The organism is Arthrobacter sp. B2a2-09, assembly GCF_027587375.1.
GTDB lineage: Bacteria > Actinomycetota > Actinomycetes > Actinomycetales > Micrococcaceae > Arthrobacter.
The window spans coordinates 402165-419385 of record NZ_JAMXIC010000002.1 but is presented as its reverse complement, the minus strand read 5'-3'; the positions used below and the strand labels follow the sequence as shown (position 1 = coordinate 419385).

Sequence of the window (17221 nt, the reverse complement as noted above, 5' to 3'; positions counted from 1 at the left end):
AGCCCGGTTCACGCACCCGCGTTTTGCGAATAACCTGACCCTAAAAGTCATGTGTCATTTACTCGACATTGGCTGGCCGATATCCGCCTCGACCTCCACGATGTAGCCGTTCAGGCCCAGCAGCGCCACAGAGTAGCTTCGGCCCACGCCCATCTAGCCCACGCCCCTGAGGTGTTCGAGCTGTGGCTCGCCCACGCCGTCGTCGATGACTCCCACGACATCCACCCGGTGGCGCAAGGCGCGCAGCTCGTGATCACGGCACCAGGACAAAGCCAGGCGATGGAGCCGAGCGAGTTTGGCGGCGTCAACCGCTTCGAAAGGATGTCCAAAGGCCAGGTTCTTCCGGGTCTTGACCTCGGCGATCACCAAGGTGTCGCCGTCGAGCGCCACGATGTCGATCTCGCCCTCGGGGCATCTCCAATTGCGGTCCACAATCCGCATTCCCTGGGTTTCAAGGAAATTTACGGCCAGCGTTTCGCCGCGCTGGCCCAACAAGTCTTTGGCTTTCATGACCACCTCCGCTTCCAGCCTGGAGGCGCGGAGAATCCAAAGACAGGGGGCAGTTTGGCTATGTGGGAAACTCCGTCAGTTAGGCGGTGTGGAGGAGAAGTAGGCGGGCTTCCCTAGTTGCCCAGGTTGCCGAGATCGCCTAGGTCGCCGTCCTTCGGCAGGGAAAGCTCCTCGCTGCGCGGCAGTTCTTCGACGTTGACGTCCTTGAACGTAATAACCCTGACGTTCTTCACGAATCGGGCTGAACGGTAGACGTCCCAAACCCAGGCATCCTGGAGCGTCAGGTCGAAATAGACCTCGCCATCGGCACTGCGGGCCTGCAGGTCAACGTGGTTTGCCAGATAGAACCGGCGTTCGGTCTCGACAACGTAGCTGAACAAACCAACAACGTCGCGGTATTCGCGGTAGAGCTGCAGCTCCATGTCGGTTTCGTAGTTCTCAAGATCCTCGGCACTCATAGATCCATCTTGCACCATAGAGCGGGCACACGCCGCCACGGCCCGGCGGGCGGCATCCAGGACAAGGACAAGCGGAGGTTAGAGCAGGTTCCAGCTGGTCCGGTGGTACGGGGTGGGACCCAACGATCTGATGGCATCGCGGTGGAAGGACGTGGCGTAACCCTTGTTCTCGTTCCAGCCGAAGGCCGGATATTCCTCGTGCAGCCCAAGCATGATGCGGTCCCTGGCTACCTTGGCCAGCACGCTGGCGGCCGCCACGCTGAGGCAGCTCATGTCCGCCTTCACCCGGGTGTGCACTGGCGCCTCACAAGCGGGCCCGGACGGCTCGGCGTCGAACAAGGAACCTTGGCTCTGAGGCGAGAGCCAGTTGTGGCTCCCATCCAACAGGACGAGGTCCGGATGCACGCCCGAGGCGAGAATCTCGAACCAGGCGCGCGTTCCGGCAAGGCGCAGGGCGCCCACAATTCCCAGCGCATCGATCTCCGCCGAACTTGCGTGGCCCACGGCGGAACCAACCGCCCATTCGCGTACCAGCGGTTCCAACCGCTCGCGGACTTCGGGCTTGAGAAGCTTGCTATCGCGGACATCGGCGAGCAAGCCGTGGTCCCTGAGGTCGACGACGGCGATCCCCACCGACACCGGCCCTGCGAGGGCTCCACGGCCTACTTCATCGACACCGGCCAGAAGCGTGACCCCCGGAGCCAGGAAACCCCGTTCGACGTCAAGGGTCGGAAAATCAGGAGCGTGCTTGGTCGGCGCGGCAGGTTTTCGCCGCGTTCGAACCGGAGTTGCCGCTCCCGTGCCCGCCGGCGCCATCATTTGCTCGCTGGAGCCGTCGGTGAAGCCGTGTTCTGGGGCGACGGCGCAGGAACGTTGCGGAAGACCTCGGAGTGGTTGTCAAGGATCTGCCAACGGTTGATGGGCCAGGCAATAACCGTGGCTTTGCCCTCGACGTCGGAGATGTCGATGAAACCACCGTTGACTGATTGGTGTTCGCGGGAGTCGGCCGAGTTATTGCGATTGTCGCCCATAACCCAAATTTTGCCTGCCGGGACCACTACATCGAAAGACTTGGCCATTGGAACCTGGGCGGGATTGATGTAGCTCTCGTTAAGAACCGTGCCGTTGACGCTGACCCGCGCGGAACTGTCGCAACACGAGACCCTGTCCCCCGGCAGCCCGATCACGCGCTTGACGAGGTGCTGACTGGTCTCGTCTGGTAGCAACCCGACGAAGACAAGTCCGTCCTGGAACCATTTGAAGGGCCCGGGCGACGTCTTCGGCGTGGGCGGCAGCCATCCTTGTGCGTCCTTGAAGACCACGACGTCGCCGCGCTGCAGCGCGAAAGGTTGCGGGACCAGCAGATTAACGAAGATCCGGTCGTCAACGTCAAGGGTGTTGACCATGGACTCCGAGGGAATGAAGAAAGCACGGAACAGGAAAGTCTTGATGAGGAAGGACAACACGATAGCGATGACCACCACGGTGCCGATTTCCCTGAGCCAGCCGAGGAACGGACTGCCGTGGGTTTTGCCGGCAGTTTCGGACCGATCGCCTTCGCCCGAATCCAGCCGCGAACCCCGCCGTGCAGCGCGGCGCGGAGACTCCAGCTCCTCAGGCGTGGCCGCCGTCGAGCCAGTCGCCCTGCCCGGGGCCGGATCGGCGTCGTCCGCTGCAAGATCCATGGCGGGAACGGAGGGTCCGTCCAGGAGCCGGGCGTCGTCGTCGTGCCGTTCCGGCATCCCGGGAGTTGTCTCGGGCATCTATTGTCCGTTCTTCGAGGTTGTACCGGCCTGCGCAGGGCGAGGCAGTTCTGCAAATCTATCAAGCGGCCAGATAATCCGGACCGGACGCCCGATGACACGCTCCAGCGGCACCATTCCTCCGCCGGGTGCGCCCAGAAGGCCGCGCGAATCGGCCGATCGTGAACGGTGGTCCCCCATGAGCCACAATCGGTCATTGGGAACGATGACGTCGAACCTCTGTTCGCTCGGCGTGTCGCCGGGATACAGATAGGGTTCCTCAAGCGGCTGACCGTTGACTGTGAGTTTTCCATCTGTGCCGCAACAAACGACATGGTCTCCGGGAAGCCCGATGACCCGTTTGACGTAGGTGGTGTCCCTTCCCGTCAGGCCCAGCCAATGGCCGGTGGCAGCGACGGCGTCGGCAAACGGTCCTTTGCCGCTGTTCAGCGGAGCAAAGGTTCCCCTGCCGTCGAAGACCACGATGTCTTCACGGCGAATAGGGTCTGCGGCGAAATCAGTCCGGGACACGAGGATGCGGTCTCCGGTGCCCAGGATCGGCTCCATGGACTCGGAGGGGATGAAGTAGACGTCGAGCCACAAGGACCGGACAAGCCCGCTGATGGCCACGGCCAGGACAAGTGCGAGCAAAACAAAACGCCAGCCCTGTTTCCGGGGCTGGCGTTTTGCGTGGTCCATGATTCGTTTCCTGTTGCGTTGCGGATTTCTCCGGCGCAGGCCGGACACGAATCCAGGACCCGCTGTTGGTCGAAAGACCTACTTGCCGGTGGCGAAGTCGCGCTTTTCCTTGATCTTCGCAGCCTTACCGCGCAGTGCGCGCATGTAGTACAGCTTGGCGCGGCGGACGTCACCCTTGGTGACGACCTCGATCTTGTCGATGATCGGGGAGTGCACCGGGAAGGTACGCTCTACGCCGACACCGAAGGAAACCTTGCGGACGGTGAAGGTTTCGCGAACGCCGTCACCCTGGCGGCCCAGGACGAAGCCCTGGAAGACCTGGACACGGGAGTTCTTGCCTTCGATGATGTTCACGTGAACCTTGATGGTGTCACCCGCGCGGAACTCGGGAACATCGCTACGCAGCGAAGCTGCATCTACGCTATCGAGGATATGCATTAATCCACTCCTGGTGAACGCCACAGGTCATCCACTTTGGGTCACGGCGGGCAAGCCCGGGGCGCAAGGCCGTCCGGAAATTACCGCCGAAGATTTTCAAGTCCGGTACCACCACTGATTGGTGGTTCCGGGTTGTCAGGCTGTTGGTTACGCTCCCCCTGTGGCAGGCGCGAACCCAGTAGACACAAGGGTTAATTCTGCCACACCCCGGGACTTCCGGCCAATCCCGCGAATGTGGCCCGGTTGTTGCGGTCGAGTGGAGGATGAAGCTGCCCGACGGCGGCAGGCTCAGGCCGGGAGGTCGCTGTCCGGGCGGCGCCGCAGCTGGCCGTCGACGACGTCGTACCCGAGTTCGCCGAAAGCCGCGCGGTCCGCACGTGTCAGGCGGCCGGCGTCGAACTCTGCGAGAAGGTCCGGGCGGCGTTCCGCCGTGCGGCGGAACTGTTCGTGGCGCCGCCACTGGGCGATCTTGCCGTGGTTGCCGCTCAAAAGGACGGCGGGCACGTCACGATCGCGCCACGATGAGGGCTTCGTGTAGACCGGGTACTCCAGCAAGCCGTCCGAATGGGATTCCTCCACCAACGATTCGGGATTGCCGACGACGCCCGGAAGCAATCGCCCGATGGCCTCGACCATGGCCAGGACTGCAACCTCGCCTCCATTGAGGACGTAGTCGCCCAAACTGACCGGGCGGACCTCGAAGTGTCCTTCCGCCCACTCAATGACGCGCTCGTCAATGCCTTCATAGCGGCCGCAGGCGAAAACGAGCCGCTCTTCTTCGGCGAGCTCGTAGGCAAGGGCCTGGTTGAAGCGCTCCCCCGCGGGCGAGGGGACTATCAGGACAGGCTTCTTCGTCGGCCCGTCCTGCTCGGTGTCAATCACGGCATCCCGCGCCCTGGCAATCTGTGCATCGGCAATCTGTGCGTCAGCAATGGATTCCAAGGCCTGGGCCCACGGCTCGGGTTTCATGACCATGCCCGCACCGCCACCATACGGAGTGTCGTCAACGGTGCGGTGCTTGTCCGTGGTGAAGGTCCTCAAGTCGTGGACATTCAGCTCCAGGAGCCCGTCCTGACGGGCCTTGCCTATGAGGGAAAGCTCGAGTGGCGCCAGGTACTCGGGAAAGATGCTGACCACATCGATGCGCATTTAGGCGTCATCCTTGGTTTCAGCGTCGTCCTCTTCCGTATCGGAGCCGGAAGCGTCGGTGTTCAGTTCGAAGAGGCCCGGCGGCGGGGTGAGAAGCACGTAGCCGTCCTCGACGTTGACCTCGGGCACGATCTCTTCGACGAAAGGCACAAGGATTTCCTTGCCGTCCACGCCTTCGATGACCAGCAGGTCCTGGACCGGCATGGTGTTGAGGGCAGCCACCTTGCCGACGACTTGCGAACCGACGCGGGCTTCAAGGCCGACGAGCTCATGCTCGTACCAGCCTTCGTCGTCGTTCTCATCCAGCTCTTCGGTCTCGATGAACAGCTTCGCGCCGCGGATTTCCTCCGCCTGGTTGCGCGTGGCGATCTCTTCGAAACCGAGCAACAGGATGTCCTTGTTCCACCGGGCGCTGCTGATGGTCAAGGGGCCGGCCTTTGCGGGCTCCACCACGAATTCCGTCCCGGGGACGAAACGATCGCCGGGGGCATCAGTGAGCACCTGGACAGTGACTTCGCCGCGGATTCCGTGGGGCTTGCCGATTCGGGCAACCTGGAGCTGCATGGGGTTCCTCTGTTTTCTTCGCTGGGTCCGGCTAGGGGACCAAGGCTGGACTTTGCTCGTAAAACAATCCGGCCCCTCCACCATAATCTGGTGAAGGGGCCGGATCTAAGACAAGTATTGCTGAGCGCGTTACCGGCGACGGTCGGTGTCGACGACGTCGACCCTGACCTGCTCGCCGCCTGCCAATGCCGCAATCACAGTGCGCAAAGCGCGTGCGGTGCGACCCTGGCGACCGATCACCCGTCCGAGGTCGTCCTGGTGAACACGTACCTCGAGGGATTCCCCGCGGCGGTTGTTCTTGGCACTGACCTTGACGTCCTCAGGGCTGTCAACGATCCCACGGACCAAGTGCTCGAGCGCTTCTGCCAGCAACTTACTCAGCCTCGGTGGTCTCTGCTTCAGCGTCAGCGGGAGCTTCAGTTGCTTCCGACTGCTTGGCCTTCTTGGTGATGGCTTCCGGGATGATGACGGAACCCTTCTCCGGTGCAACGAAAGCAGGCTTGGCGACCTTGGTCTTCAGCGTGCCTTCCTGGCCCGGGAGACCCTTGAACTTCTGCCAGTCGCCGGTGATCTTGAGGATCGCGGCAACCTGCTCGGTCGGCTGGGCGCCGACGGACAGCCAGTACTGTGCACGCTCGGAGACTACCTCGATGTACGAGGGCTCTTCGGTGGGGTGGTACTTGCCGATTTCTTCAATCGCACGGCCATCGCGCTTGGCGCGGGAGTCCATGACGACGATGCGGTAGTACGGTGCGCGCATCTTACCGAAGCGCTTAAGGCGAATCTTTACGGCCACTTTTGTGGTCACTCCTGTTTCTGAAACGGGGTTGAGCCCGTCGTTCTGCACCCGTGGGGCGGGCCATACTTGAGGGTTCCAAGGACAAGATGCACACACGGAGAGAGGGGCCGCGCGGATCGAGTACCTGTCTATTGTGCCAGATGGCAGACAGTATTTCGAACACGCGGCCTGCGCGCCGGGTTTGTTGCGGGTTACTGCTCTGCGGACCAGACGTAGAGACCGGCCCGTTCGGCCTTTTCGACGTCGCTCGCGAGCGCCGCCAACTGCTGGACATAAAGGCGGGACTGTTGGGCATCAAAGGGCATGTCCTCCTGGGCCGCCCAGCGTTCGGCGACGTCGTCGAGGATACTTCCTTCTCCCTCCGTCTCGTAGCTGAGAAGCTCAGACAGGGCACGCACCATGGCTTCGGGGACGCCTAGCAAGGCGTCACTGGTGACGTCCACCAAAGCGAGCTCATAGTCTGCCCCTGCCGCGTGCACGGCAGTGCCGGCCAGGTCGCCAAGTTGTTCTACTTCGAAATCACTGATTCCCGGGATCCGCACTGCGGCGCCGGATACGTCACTGCCCTTGTCAAGGGCAGCGGCCCTCTTGAGTGCTTCATCGTGGGTGGCAACAAAGATTTCAGCAAAGCCCATGGAAACTACTCTCATTCATTCGTGCCAACGGAGCTCCGACGCGGCGGCCGAAATGCGCCACGCCGTCGGGCCCAAGTCTAACTTGCGAGGGGTCCCCGGCCGAGCGCAGCGAGGTTGGGGAGCAAGTTAGACGCTAACTTGCGAGGGGTCCCCGGCCGAGCGCAGCGAGGTTGGGGAGCAAGTTGGACGCTCTAAACTTGCGGGGGGTCCCCGGCCGAGCGCAGCGAGGTTGGGGAGCAAGTTGGACGATAACTTGCGGGGGGTCCCCGGCCGAGCGCAGCGAGGTTGGGGAGCAAGTTGGACGATAACTTGCGGGGGGTCCCCGGCTGAGCGCAGCGAGGTTGGGGAGCAAGTTGGACGCTAGCGGACGGCGACACGCAGCCGGTTCCGCCACGGGTCCTCGAAGCGCAACTCCTGGCCGGTGTGGTGGGCCGCAATACCGGCAACCTTGAGGCGATCGGCGAGCGCACCGACGTCGTCCCCGGAGGGCACCTCGATGACAACCTCGCCGAGACCGAGCGTGTCCTTGCGCGGACCTGCACCGCGACTGTTCCAGACATTCATGGCCATGTGGTGGTGGTAGCCGCCCGCGGAGACGAACAGGGCCTGCCCGTGCCAGCCGGCGGTCTGCTCGAAGCCCAAGGTGCCGACGTAGAAATCATGGGCGGTCCGCACGTCGCCCACCTGGAGGTGGACATGCCCGACGCCGGCGCCGGCCTCATGCTGGCCCGTCACCGCCGCTTCGCTCAGGTATTGCTGGAGGTAGCGCTGCGGCGGGAGCGGCAGGCTGTCCATGACAACGGAACTGCCGTTCCACTCCCAGCCTTCGCGGGGCTTGTCGTAGTAGAGCTCGATGCCATTGCCCTCAGGGTCGGTGAAGTAGAAGGCCTCGCTGACCAGGTGGTCCGCGCTGCCGACGAAGGCATGGGGTTCGTACTGCGCGGCCGAGGCGACAGTTGCCGCGAGCGATGATTGGTCCTCGAAGAGCAAAGCCGTATGGAAGAGCCCAGCTTCTCCGCGGCCCGGGATCTGGAGCCCGGAGGCCGGGGCCAGGTGCACCAGCGGTTTGCCGACCCTGCCGAAGTAGAGCCCGCCATCTTGTTCGGCGACAACGTTCAGCCCCAGCGCCCGCTGGTAGTAGTCGCCCATGAGCTTCATGTCCCCCACTTTGAGCATGACAGTACCCATGGTGAGTTCGGCAGGAAGGAGATCCTGGCTGGATGTGATGGTCATGTGAAACTCCCGGTTTTTTGTGGCGCCGCCCTTCGGCAACCTCTATCTATCTAAATTACTTGAAGCTTCAATTTATTCCTAATGCTCGACGCTTCATAAAATGTGCCCCCGAAGTACGGTGCACTGCGGCGTCAGCACGACCTCAAGGGACGCACGGGGATCCTTTGCGTAGAGCACGACGTCGGCACTGGCACCTTCGCTGATGCCGTCGGCACCCAGCCACTCGCGGGCGGACCAGCAGGCGGCATCGAGGGCCGCGGCCGCCGGGAGTCCCGCCTGGTGCAGTTCCAGGATTTCCTCACCGATCCGGCCGTGCTTGATGACGCTGCCGGCGTCGGTCCCGGCGTACACCCGTACTCCGGCGTCGAACGCCTCGGCGACGCGTTCACGCCTGCGCTCCCACAGCCTGGTCATGTGGGTGGCGTAACGCGGGAACTTCGCTTCTGCCTGCTTCGCGATGTCCGGAAAAGTCGCAATGTTGATGAGGGTGGGGACGATCGGCACGCCCTGGTCCAGCAGTCGGGGAATATGGTGCGGGAGTAGACCGGTGGCGTGCTCGATGCAGTCGATGCCGGCGTCGAGCATGTCGTCGATAGTCTCTTCGGCGAAGCAATGGGCAGTCACCCGGGCCCCTTCGTCGTGTGCCGCTGCAACAGCGTCATTGACGATAGCGCCCGGAAAGGACGGGCCAAGATCCCCGGCGGAGCGGTCGATCCAGTCCCCGACGATCTTGACCCAGCCGTCTCCGGACCGTGCCTGCTTGCGCACCGCCTCCACCAGATCTTCCGGCTCGACTTCTTCGGCCAGTCCAGGGATGTACCGGCGTTGCCTGGCGATGTGCCTGCCTGCGCGGATAATCCTGGGCATATCCGTCCGGTGCTGCAGCCAGCGCGTGTCGCTTGCTGATCCGGCGTCGCGGATCAAGAGCGTCCCGGCGTTCCGGTCCGCCGCCGCCTGCAGGCGGGCAGTCTCTTCGTCCACCGCTCCGCCCTTGCCCAGTCCAACATGGCAGTGCGCGTCGACAAGGCCGGGAAGCACCCATCCGTCCAGGACGACGTTCGGCGCGGCAGCAGGCCGCACAAAGGTCAGCCGTCCGTCGACCGACCAGAGGCCGAGCCGTTCATCTTTCGGTCCGGTGAGGACGGCGCCGCTGAACTCGATGATTTCTGCCATGATTCCACCCTAGACTCCGACGCCGTTGCCGGCTTGGTCACATCTGTCAGAAGCAGTGACAGCTGTGGTAGCTTCGTCTACGACCACACGGGGGCCCTTGCAAGGGCTGAGATCGGGCTAACGCAGCTTGCGACCGTTGAACCTGTCCGGGTAATGCCGGCGAAGGAAGTGAGTAATCCTTTGAGCACCAAAGAAACACAGCTGAGCCCTACCCAAAACGGATCAGCCCAGGAGGTGACACAGTCCCTCAAGTCGCATTCCCTCGCATTCTTGGAGGACACCGAGACGGGAATCCGGGTTCCGGTCACGGAAATCGCCTTGGAACCATCCCCCAACGGCGAGGCCAACGCCCCATTCCAGGTGTACCGCACGGCAGGGCCCGGGAGTGATCCCGTGGTCGGCCTCGAGCCGTTCCGCAGCGAGTGGATCGAAGCCCGCGGCGACACCGAGGCGTACAGCGGCCGTGAACGGAACCTGCTCGACGACGGCAAGTCGGCCGTGCGCCGCGGCGCCGCCTCCGCGGAGTGGAAGGGAGCGCAGCCGGTGCCCCGCCGCGCCGTCGACGGCAAGACCGTGACCCAGATGCACTATGCCAAGCAGGGCATCGTGACGCCCGAAATGCAGTTCGTGGCTCTTCGCGAGAACTGCGATGTGGAACTGGTCCGCAGCGAACTCGCCGCCGGCCGGGCCATCATCCCCAACAACATCAACCACCCCGAATCCGAACCGATGATCATCGGCAAGGCGTTCCTGGTGAAGATCAACGCCAACATCGGCAACTCGGCCGTCACCAGTTCCATCGCCGAAGAAGTGGATAAGTTGCAGTGGGCCACGCAATGGGGCGCGGACACCGTCATGGACCTGTCCACGGGTGACGACATCCACACCACCCGCGAATGGATCATCCGCAACTCCCCTGTGCCGATCGGCACGGTGCCCATTTACCAGGCCCTTGAGAAGGTCAACGGCGAAGCCAACAAGCTCACTTGGGAGATCTTCCGCGACACCGTCATTGAACAGTGCGAGCAGGGCGTGGACTACATGACCATCCACGCCGGCGTGTTGCTGCGGTACGTGCCCCTCACCGCCAACCGCGTGACCGGCATCGTTTCCCGTGGCGGGTCGATCATGGCTGGCTGGTGCCTGGCGCACCACGAGGAAAACTTCCTCTACACCCACTTCGACGAGCTCTGCGAGATCTTCGCCAAGTACGACGTCGCGTTCTCGCTCGGCGACGGCTTGCGCCCGGGAGCGACGGCGGACGCCAACGACGCCGCGCAATTCGCCGAGCTCGACACCCTGGCCGAGCTAACGAAGCGTGCGTGGAAGTTTGACGTGCAGGTCATGGTCGAGGGCCCCGGGCACATCCCGTTCCACCTCGTCCGCGAGAACGTCGAGCGGCAGCAGGAACTCTGCGACGGCGCGCCCTTCTACACCTTGGGCCCCCTTGTCACCGACGTTGCTCCGGGCTACGACCACATCACCTCGGCCATCGGCGCCACGGAGATCGCACGCTACGGAACCGCGATGCTCTGCTACGTCACCCCGAAGGAACACTTGGGCCTGCCAAACAAGGACGACGTCAAGACCGGCGTGATCACATACAAGATCGCCGCCCATGCCGCGGACCTAGCCAAGGGACACCCGGGCGCCCACGAACGCGACGACGCCCTCTCCAAGGCTCGCTTCGAGTTCCGCTGGCGTGACCAGTTCGCCCTGTCATTGGATCCAGTCACGGCGGAAGCGTTCCATGACGAGACGCTCCCCGCAGAGCCGGCCAAGACGGCGCATTTCTGTTCCATGTGCGGACCGAAATTCTGCTCCATGCGCATCAGCCAGGACATCCGCGACGAATACGGCTCCGCGGATTCCCAAGCAGCCATAGCGGAAATGTACAGCGGGATGCGCGAAAAGAGCGAGGAGTTCCTGGCATCGGGCGGCAAAGTCTACCTGCCCGAACTCGAGGTTCCCGCAGGAAAGTCGGGAAGCCTGAACTGATCAGGAAGCCTGGACTGATCCGGTGCGGCTGACATCCGCAATGAAGGACCGGATCATCCGGTCTCCTTCAACTGAGTCATGAGGCCGGTGTCCTCCAGCCGCAACGCGGTGGAGGGCGCCGGTTTCCTGCAAGTAGCCGGCGATCTCTTCGTAAAGGGGCTCCCATCCACCAGTCAGGACAAGCGTGGGAACTCCCGGCACGATATGCAGGGGCGCTTCCCACAGCGGAGCCTGGAGCCGCAGGCGTCGAGCGGTACGCCGGGCTTCCGGAGTGCTGAGGACGGCCGCCTCCGAGGAAAACGCCCGCCGGACGAATTCGCGCTGGTAGTCGTCATCGCTGAGCTCGTGCCGGATCCGGAACAACGGCTCCATGAGTGCCCGGTAAGCCGCGGTGGCGGGCAATTCGGCCGTCAATGAAAGACAGGCCGGCTCCACCAGCACGAGGGAACGGACCAGGTCCGGCCGCTCCACCGCGGCCAACATAGCGGAAATCGCGCCTTGGGAGTGCGCTACGACGTGGCCTCCACGCGCGGGGCCGGAGGCTGTCGCGGCCTCCCGCGCTCCGAGGCACTCCAGGATAATGTCCACATCGGCGGCAACATCGGATTCCAAAGGCTCGGCCTGCGCGTCAAAGCCGTGGCGTTTCAGGAAGAGCGCATCGTAGTTCAGCGCCATGCCGTGTTGTTTCGGCCAAGCGGCAGCGCCGAATGTGCCTGCTCCATGGACGAACACAACGCGCTGCTTTTGCATCCCTCCAGCCTATGGCACGGGGCTGACAACCCAACTCACTAGCAGTAGATGCCGTTATGAGCCCTCAAAACGACACCTACTGCCAGTCAGTTGGGGACGGCTACTTGCCGCCGAGGAACTTGTCGAACCCCTTGGGCAGGTTCAGCTGCGAGGGGTCGAAGTCGCCGGTAGCTTGGCCGAATGCCGCGCCGGTGGGAACGGCATTCGCCCGCTTGTTCTCGGCCTCGCGCAGTTCCTGGGCCGCCTTGGCGGGGTTTCCGGAACGTGCCTTCTTCTTGGGTGCGTTTTTGGCACCCTTGCGGGAACCGCCACCACCGAGGCCGGGCATACCAGGCATCCCGGGCATGCCGCCGCCCTGGGCCAGCTTCTTCATCATCTTCTGGGCCTGCGCGAAACGCTCCAGGAGGCCGTTGACCTCGGAGACGTGCACACCGGAACCACGGGCGATGCGGGCGCGACGGGAACCGTTGATGATCTTCGGAGCCAAACGCTCGTGCCGGGTCATGGAGCGAACGATCGCCTCCACACGATCGATTTCGCGCTCGTCGAACTGCTCCAGCTGCTGGCGGATGTTCTGCGCACCCGGCATCATCATGAGCATCTTCTTCATGGAGCCCATGTTGCGGATCTGTTGCATCTGGGCGAGGAAGTCGTCCAGGGTGAAATCTTCCTGGTCGGCGAACTTCTTCGCCATCCGGGCAGCTTCGTCCTTGTCCCAGTTCTTCTCGGCCTGCTCGATCAGGGTGAGAACGTCACCCATATCCAGGATGCGGGAGGCCATACGGTCGGGGTGGAACAGTTCGAAGTCGTCGAGGCCTTCGCCGGTGGACGCGAACATGACCGGCTTGCCGGTGACGGACGCCACCGAGAGGGCTGCGCCACCGCGGGCGTCGCCGTCGAGCTTTGACAGCACGACACCCGTGAAGTTGACGCCTTCATCGAAGGCAACCGCCGTGTTGACGGCGTCCTGGCCGATCATGGAGTCGATCACGAACAGCACTTCGTTCGGGATGATCGCCTGGCGGATACGGCGCGCCTGGTCCATCATGTCGGCGTCGACGCCGAGGCGGCCCGCGGTGTCCACAATCACGACGTCGTGCAGCTTCTGGCGGGCTTCGTCGACGCCGGCGCGTGCGACCGCGACGGGGTCGCCGGTGGGAACATCCAGGTCCGAGGTGGTGCCGGGGTGCGGCGCAAAGACGGGAACACCGGCACGTTCGCCGACAATCTGGAGCTGCGTCACGGCGTTGGGGCGCTGGAGGTCGGCGGCAACCAGCACGGGGCTGTGACCCTGGGCCTTGAGCCACTTGGCAAGCTTGCCCGCGAGGGTGGTCTTACCCGCACCCTGCAAGCCGGCAAGCATGATGATGGTGGGGCCGGTCTTCGCCAAGCGGATACGACGGGTCTCGCCGCCGAGGATCTCCTGGAGTTCCTCGTTGACGATCTTCACGATCTGCTGGCTCGGGTTCAGGGCCGCGGAAACCTCAGCGCCCAGGGCACGTTCACGGATGCGGCCGGTGAACTCGCGGACCACGGGAACGGCAACGTCGGCGTCCAAAAGGGCGCGCCGGATCTCCCGGACGGTGGCGTCGACGTCGGCCTCGGTGAGGCGACCCTTGCCACGGAGATTCTTGAAGGTTGCTGTCAACCGGTCAGAGAGTGAATTGAACACGCGCCGTGCACTTCTTTCAATGGTCTACGAATGGCGGCCGTTCCGACGCACCAATATCTTGACGATTCCTGCCCCAAACAAATCTGACTCAACTGAGGGACTCGACTATCTAGGGTACCAAGACGCGCCTGCAAGATGGCATGCTGGCACAGTGACCAGCAAAACAACAGTAAATACGTTGCTCATCCTAGGCGCCTCCGGAGATCTGACGGGCCGATTGCTGTTACCGGGCCTTGCCAGGCTAGTGGCCAGCGGCCTCGCGGACGGGCTGAAGCTTGTCGGAGCCGGCTCCGACCCGTGGACACCCCAGCAGTGGACCAAACGTGTGGGCGGTGCCTTCGAGGAAGCCGCCAACGGTGCAGGTGACGCCGGCAAGAAGGCAATCGCGGCCCTGGAGAAAAGTACCGAATACCATCAAGTGGACGTCACGGCGGATGGCCAGCTCGCGACGCTCCTGGCCGGGCTCGAGGCACCAATCGCCGTCTATTTCGCTTTGCCCCCACACATCAGCCAGAAGGCCTGCGAGGTCCTCACCGCCCAGCAACTTCCTCCCGGAACAAGCCTGGTGATGGAGAAACCCTTCGGATCCAGTCCCGAATCTGCCCGGGAACTCAACAAGACCCTCGCCGCTTTGGTTCCGGAAGACCGCATCCACCGGGTGGACCACTTCCTTGGCAAGGCCACCGTGTTCAACATCCTGGGCCTACGCTTTGCCAACAGGTTCCTGGAGCCGGTGTGGAACCGGGACCACATCGAGAAGGTGGAAATCATCTTCGACGAAGACCTCGCACTCGAAGGGCGTGCGCGCTACTACGACGGAGCCGGCGCCCTCAAGGACATGATCCAGAGCCATTTGCTCCACATCATGGCGCTGTTGGCCATCGATGCCCCCTCCAGCATCGGCGAGCGCGATCTCCGCGACGCGATTTCAACGGTGCTGCGTGCGAGCAGCATCACCGCCCCATACAAGAAGTCCACTCGACGGGCGCGGTACACAGCCGGCCGGATCGGCGAACGGGACGTGCCGGACTATGTCGCGGAAGAGGGCGTGGATCCTGCCCGGGATACCGAGACGCTGGCAGAGGTCGAAGTGGGAATCGACACTTGGCGCTGGAAAGGTGTCCCCTTCATCCTGCGCTCGGGAAAGGCGCTGGGTGCCGCGCGGAAAGAGGCTATCGTCACCTTCCGGCCTGTTCCACACCTGCCGTCCGGATTCGAGGGCGTCGACTCTCCCAACCAGTTGCGCATCGGGTTCGGTCCTGACACCCTGCAGCTCGACGTCGACGTCAACGGTCCCGGAAACATCTTCACGCTTGATCGCGTGACGCTCGACGCAGAATTGAATGCTTCCGACCTCCTGCCCTACGGAGAAGTGTTGGAGGGCGTCATTACCGGCGATCCCCTGCTTTCAGTCCGCGGCGACACCGCCGTCGACTGCTGGCGGATCATCGAGCCTGTGATCAAGGCCTGGGCCAAGGATTCCGTGCCGCTCGAAGAGTACGACGCCGGCGGGCCCGGTCCCGCGGACTGGCCCACCGCCGTCGGGGGCTAGCCAGGCCGGCCGCTGACCGGACGTGTTCGGAAGCGCACACGCAAGAGGGGCCGGGTACCTTTCCAGGTACCCGGCCCCTCCTTTGCGTTGGTGCCTTAGATGGCCGCTGCGCCTCGCTCGCCCGTGCGGACACGGACTGCTTCATACACGTCTACGGTCCAGACTTTGCCGTCACCGGCCCGGCCGGTGTTGGAGGAAGCAATCAGGACATCGAGGATGTCGTCTGCCTGCTCATCCGTGGCCAGGACCTCCACGCGGATCTTGGGAAGCAGATCCACGTTGTACTCGGCCCCGCGGTACACCTCGGTGTAACCGCGCTGCCGGCCGTAGCCGCTGGCCGCGCTGACCGTCAGTCCCTGTACCCCGTAAGCTTCGAGCCCCTCCCGGATGGCGTCGAGCTTCTCCGGGCGGACGATCGCCGTGATGAGTTTCATGCCTGGACACTCTCCTTGCCTGATACGGGTGCTTCGTCAGCTGCTTCGGACTCGGCCGATGCCTTGCCGGTGATGAGGTCGTGAAGGGGCTGGAAGCTTCCGCCGTGGCCGCCGACGCCGAACTCGTATGCCGTTTCGGCGTGCAGGCTGAGGTCTGCACCTGCGATCTCCTGGCGTTCGGAGATGCGGAAGCCCATGAACTTGTGGATCGGGTAGGCGATGATGAACGTCATGACGCCGGTGAAGATAATCGAGCAAAGCGCCGCCAGGGACTGTGCGACCAGCTGGGTAGTACCGCCCCCGTAGAACAGGCCTGCAGGACCCTGGGTCGGGGTGGCGAGGAAGCCGATGGCCACGGTGCCGATGATGCCGGACACGAGGTGGACGCCGACGACATCGAGCGAGTCATCGTAGCCAAGCTTGAACTTGAGGCCGACCGCGAGAGCCGAGGCAACGCCGGCTGCCACACCGAGGGCGATGGCGCCGAGCGGGGAAACGTTGGCACAAGCCGGGGTGATGGCAACCAGGCCGGCGACGACGCCCGATGCCGCACCAAGCGAGGTGGGGTGGCCGTCACGGATGCGCTCCACGATAAGCCAGCCAAGCATGGCGGCTGCCGGCGCGACGAGAGTGTTGATCCAGATCAGGCCTGCCTGCTGCACGGTTGCCGCGGCACCGGCGTTGAACCCGAACCAGCCGAACCAGAGGATGGCCGCGCCGAGCATGACCAAGGGCACGTTGTGCGGGCGGTGGTTCGGGTCCTTGCCGAAGCCTTTGCGGTTGCCGATGATCAGGACGAGAATGAGACCGGCCACACCGGCGTTGATGTGCACCACGGTGCCACCGGCGAAGTCGATGACGGGAGCGAAGGTCTGGCCGAACCAGCCTGTTGCCGAGAAGAGGCCGCCACCCCAGACCATGTAGGCCAGGGGCGCGTAGACGAGGGTGGCCCAGATCGGGGTAAAGAGCGTCCATGCCGAGAACTTTGCGCGGTCCGCGATGGCACCGGAGATGAGGGCGACGGTGATGATCGCGAAGGTTGCGGCGTATCCAAGGTGCAGGAGGTCTGCCGGATCGGTGAAGTTGTGCAGACCGAAGTGGCTGAACGGGTTCGCGAAGATCTGGAAGAAGTTGTCCGTGTTGCTGGTGGACATTGATGCGCCCCACAGAACCCATACGAGGGTCACTGTGCCGATGGCGATGAAGCTCATCATCATCATGTTCAAGGCGGCCTTGGCACGGGTCATGCCGCCATAGAAGAATGCCAGGCCCGGGGTCATGAACAGCACGAATGCTGATGCGACCAGGAGCCAAACGAGACCGGCGGTGAAGTCCATGTCTACGTCCTCTCTGCTTATTGATGCGGGCTGAGCCGCCTGTCCCAACGCATTTGCGTTCTACATAAGATTTTTGCG

At 63.4% G+C, this 17221-nt stretch carries 19 protein-coding genes and 1 riboswitch; of the genes, 2 read left to right on the top strand and 17 right to left on the bottom strand.

The features are described 5' to 3' along the window. Positions 1–153: 153 nt before the first annotated feature. The 13 genes from NFJ07_RS04070 to NFJ07_RS04010 all read right to left on the bottom strand — a co-directional run bounded on the left by NFJ07_RS04070 (position 154) and on the right by NFJ07_RS04010 (position 9400). Entirely contained in the window at positions 154–510 is a 357-nt protein-coding gene (locus tag NFJ07_RS04070; protein WP_269992658.1) for a YraN family protein, read from the bottom strand. A 113-nt stretch (positions 511–623) separates the two neighbouring features. Beyond that, complete coding sequence (locus NFJ07_RS04065) at positions 624–968, bottom strand: DUF2469 domain-containing protein (protein ID WP_059387678.1); 345 nt, start codon at positions 966–968, stop codon at positions 624–626. 78 nt (positions 969–1046) lie between these two features. Next, complete coding sequence (locus NFJ07_RS04060) at positions 1047–1784, bottom strand: ribonuclease HII (RefSeq protein WP_442865283.1); 738 nt, start codon at positions 1782–1784, stop codon at positions 1047–1049. Next, entirely contained in the window at positions 1784–2731 is a 948-nt protein-coding gene (gene lepB, locus NFJ07_RS04055; protein WP_269992655.1) for a signal peptidase I, read from the bottom strand. The genes NFJ07_RS04060 and lepB (NFJ07_RS04055) overlap by 1 nt, the downstream gene beginning before the upstream one ends. Next, positions 2732–3409 (bottom strand): signal peptidase I, encoded by a 678-nt coding sequence (lepB, locus tag NFJ07_RS04050; protein WP_269992653.1) that lies wholly within the window; start codon positions 3407–3409, stop codon positions 2732–2734. A 78-nt stretch (positions 3410–3487) separates the two neighbouring features. Next, entirely contained in the window at positions 3488–3847 is a 360-nt protein-coding gene (gene rplS, locus NFJ07_RS04045; protein ID WP_269992651.1) for a 50S ribosomal protein L19, read from the bottom strand. 288 nt (positions 3848–4135) lie between these two features. Next, positions 4136–4996, bottom strand: coding sequence for a tRNA (guanosine(37)-N1)-methyltransferase TrmD (trmD, locus tag NFJ07_RS04040; protein ID WP_269992649.1), 861 nt, complete (start codon positions 4994–4996; stop codon positions 4136–4138). After that, positions 4997–5560, bottom strand: a complete 564-nt coding sequence (gene rimM / locus NFJ07_RS04035; RefSeq protein ID WP_269992648.1) for a ribosome maturation factor RimM — start codon at positions 5558–5560, stop codon at positions 4997–4999. It lies immediately after the preceding gene. 129 nt (positions 5561–5689) lie between these two features. Continuing rightward, on the bottom strand, positions 5690–5932 hold the full coding sequence (locus tag NFJ07_RS04030; RefSeq protein WP_028267532.1) for an RNA-binding protein: 243 nt from the start codon (positions 5930–5932) through the stop codon (positions 5690–5692). 1 nt (position 5933) lies between these two features. After that, entirely contained in the window at positions 5934–6356 is a 423-nt protein-coding gene (gene rpsP / locus NFJ07_RS04025) for a 30S ribosomal protein S16 (RefSeq protein WP_059387673.1), read from the bottom strand. 194 nt (positions 6357–6550) lie between these two features. Further along, positions 6551–6994 (bottom strand): hypothetical protein, encoded by a 444-nt coding sequence (locus tag NFJ07_RS04020; RefSeq protein ID WP_269992646.1) that lies wholly within the window; start codon positions 6992–6994, stop codon positions 6551–6553. A 360-nt stretch (positions 6995–7354) separates the two neighbouring features. Then, the gene (locus NFJ07_RS04015; protein WP_269992645.1) at positions 7355–8227 is read right to left on the bottom strand and encodes a VOC family protein; all 873 of its coding nucleotides are present in this window, start codon (positions 8225–8227) and stop codon (positions 7355–7357) included. Positions 8228–8320: 93 nt separating this feature from the next. After that, on the bottom strand, positions 8321–9400 hold the full coding sequence (locus NFJ07_RS04010) for an amidohydrolase family protein (RefSeq protein WP_269992644.1): 1080 nt from the start codon (positions 9398–9400) through the stop codon (positions 8321–8323). A 77-nt stretch (positions 9401–9477) separates the two neighbouring features. Further along, positions 9478–9585: riboswitch (TPP riboswitch) on the top strand. Between NFJ07_RS04010 and thiC the strand changes: the two genes are divergently transcribed. Then, positions 9581–11398, top strand: coding sequence for a phosphomethylpyrimidine synthase ThiC (thiC, locus tag NFJ07_RS04005; RefSeq protein ID WP_269992643.1), 1818 nt, complete (start codon positions 9581–9583; stop codon positions 11396–11398). Its footprint overlaps the riboswitch before it by 5 nt. On the opposite strand, the gene NFJ07_RS04000 is transcribed toward thiC, so the two are convergent. Together NFJ07_RS04000 and ffh are read right to left on the bottom strand one after the other, a co-directional pair. Next, positions 11399–12148, bottom strand: coding sequence for an alpha/beta fold hydrolase (locus NFJ07_RS04000; RefSeq protein ID WP_269992642.1), 750 nt, complete (start codon positions 12146–12148; stop codon positions 11399–11401). Between the two features lie 100 nt (positions 12149–12248). Continuing rightward, positions 12249–13820 (bottom strand): signal recognition particle protein, encoded by a 1572-nt coding sequence (gene ffh / locus NFJ07_RS03995; protein ID WP_269992641.1) that lies wholly within the window; start codon positions 13818–13820, stop codon positions 12249–12251. A 151-nt stretch (positions 13821–13971) separates the two neighbouring features. Here ffh and NFJ07_RS03990 point away from each other — a divergent pair, with 151 nt between their 5' ends. Then, positions 13972–15372 (top strand): glucose-6-phosphate dehydrogenase, encoded by a 1401-nt coding sequence (locus NFJ07_RS03990; RefSeq protein ID WP_269992639.1) that lies wholly within the window; start codon positions 13972–13974, stop codon positions 15370–15372. Between the two features lie 95 nt (positions 15373–15467). Here NFJ07_RS03990 and NFJ07_RS03985 read toward each other — a convergent pair whose 3' ends face one another. Both NFJ07_RS03985 and NFJ07_RS03980 read right to left on the bottom strand, forming a co-directional pair. Beyond that, the gene (locus NFJ07_RS03985) at positions 15468–15806 is read right to left on the bottom strand and encodes a P-II family nitrogen regulator (RefSeq protein WP_028264639.1); all 339 of its coding nucleotides are present in this window, start codon (positions 15804–15806) and stop codon (positions 15468–15470) included. Next, entirely contained in the window at positions 15803–17143 is a 1341-nt protein-coding gene (locus NFJ07_RS03980) for an ammonium transporter (protein WP_269992638.1), read from the bottom strand. The genes NFJ07_RS03985 and NFJ07_RS03980 overlap by 4 nt, the downstream gene beginning before the upstream one ends. Between the last annotated feature and the right edge of the window lie 78 nt (positions 17144–17221).

What these genes read in the sequence shown, in the direction of transcription:
- NFJ07_RS04070 (WP_269992658.1), bottom strand. Translation starts at nt 510, where the DNA reads ATGAAAGCCAAAGACTTGTTGGGCCAGCGCGGCGAAACGCTGGCCGTA.
- NFJ07_RS04065 (WP_059387678.1), bottom strand. Translation starts at nt 968, where the DNA reads ATGAGTGCCGAGGATCTTGAGAACTACGAAACCGACATGGAGCTGCAG.
- NFJ07_RS04060 (WP_442865283.1), bottom strand. Translation starts at nt 1,784, where the DNA reads ATGGCGCCGGCGGGCACGGGAGCGGCAACTCCGGTTCGAACGCGGCGA.
- lepB (WP_269992655.1), bottom strand. Translation starts at nt 2,731, where the DNA reads ATGCCCGAGACAACTCCCGGGATGCCGGAACGGCACGACGACGACGCC.
- lepB (WP_269992653.1), bottom strand. Translation starts at nt 3,409, where the DNA reads ATGGACCACGCAAAACGCCAGCCCCGGAAACAGGGCTGGCGTTTTGTT.
- rplS (WP_269992651.1), bottom strand. Translation starts at nt 3,847, where the DNA reads ATGCATATCCTCGATAGCGTAGATGCAGCTTCGCTGCGTAGCGATGTT.
- trmD (WP_269992649.1), bottom strand. Translation starts at nt 4,996, where the DNA reads ATGCGCATCGATGTGGTCAGCATCTTTCCCGAGTACCTGGCGCCACTC.
- rimM (WP_269992648.1), bottom strand. Translation starts at nt 5,560, where the DNA reads ATGCAGCTCCAGGTTGCCCGAATCGGCAAGCCCCACGGAATCCGCGGC.
- NFJ07_RS04020 (WP_269992646.1), bottom strand. Translation starts at nt 6,994, where the DNA reads ATGGGCTTTGCTGAAATCTTTGTTGCCACCCACGATGAAGCACTCAAG.
- NFJ07_RS04015 (WP_269992645.1), bottom strand. Translation starts at nt 8,227, where the DNA reads ATGACCATCACATCCAGCCAGGATCTCCTTCCTGCCGAACTCACCATG.
- NFJ07_RS04010 (WP_269992644.1), bottom strand. Translation starts at nt 9,400, where the DNA reads ATGGCAGAAATCATCGAGTTCAGCGGCGCCGTCCTCACCGGACCGAAA.
- NFJ07_RS04000 (WP_269992642.1), bottom strand. Translation starts at nt 12,148, where the DNA reads ATGCAAAAGCAGCGCGTTGTGTTCGTCCATGGAGCAGGCACATTCGGC.
- NFJ07_RS03985 (WP_028264639.1), bottom strand. Translation starts at nt 15,806, where the DNA reads ATGAAACTCATCACGGCGATCGTCCGCCCGGAGAAGCTCGACGCCATC.
- NFJ07_RS03980 (WP_269992638.1), bottom strand. Translation starts at nt 17,143, where the DNA reads ATGGACTTCACCGCCGGTCTCGTTTGGCTCCTGGTCGCATCAGCATTC.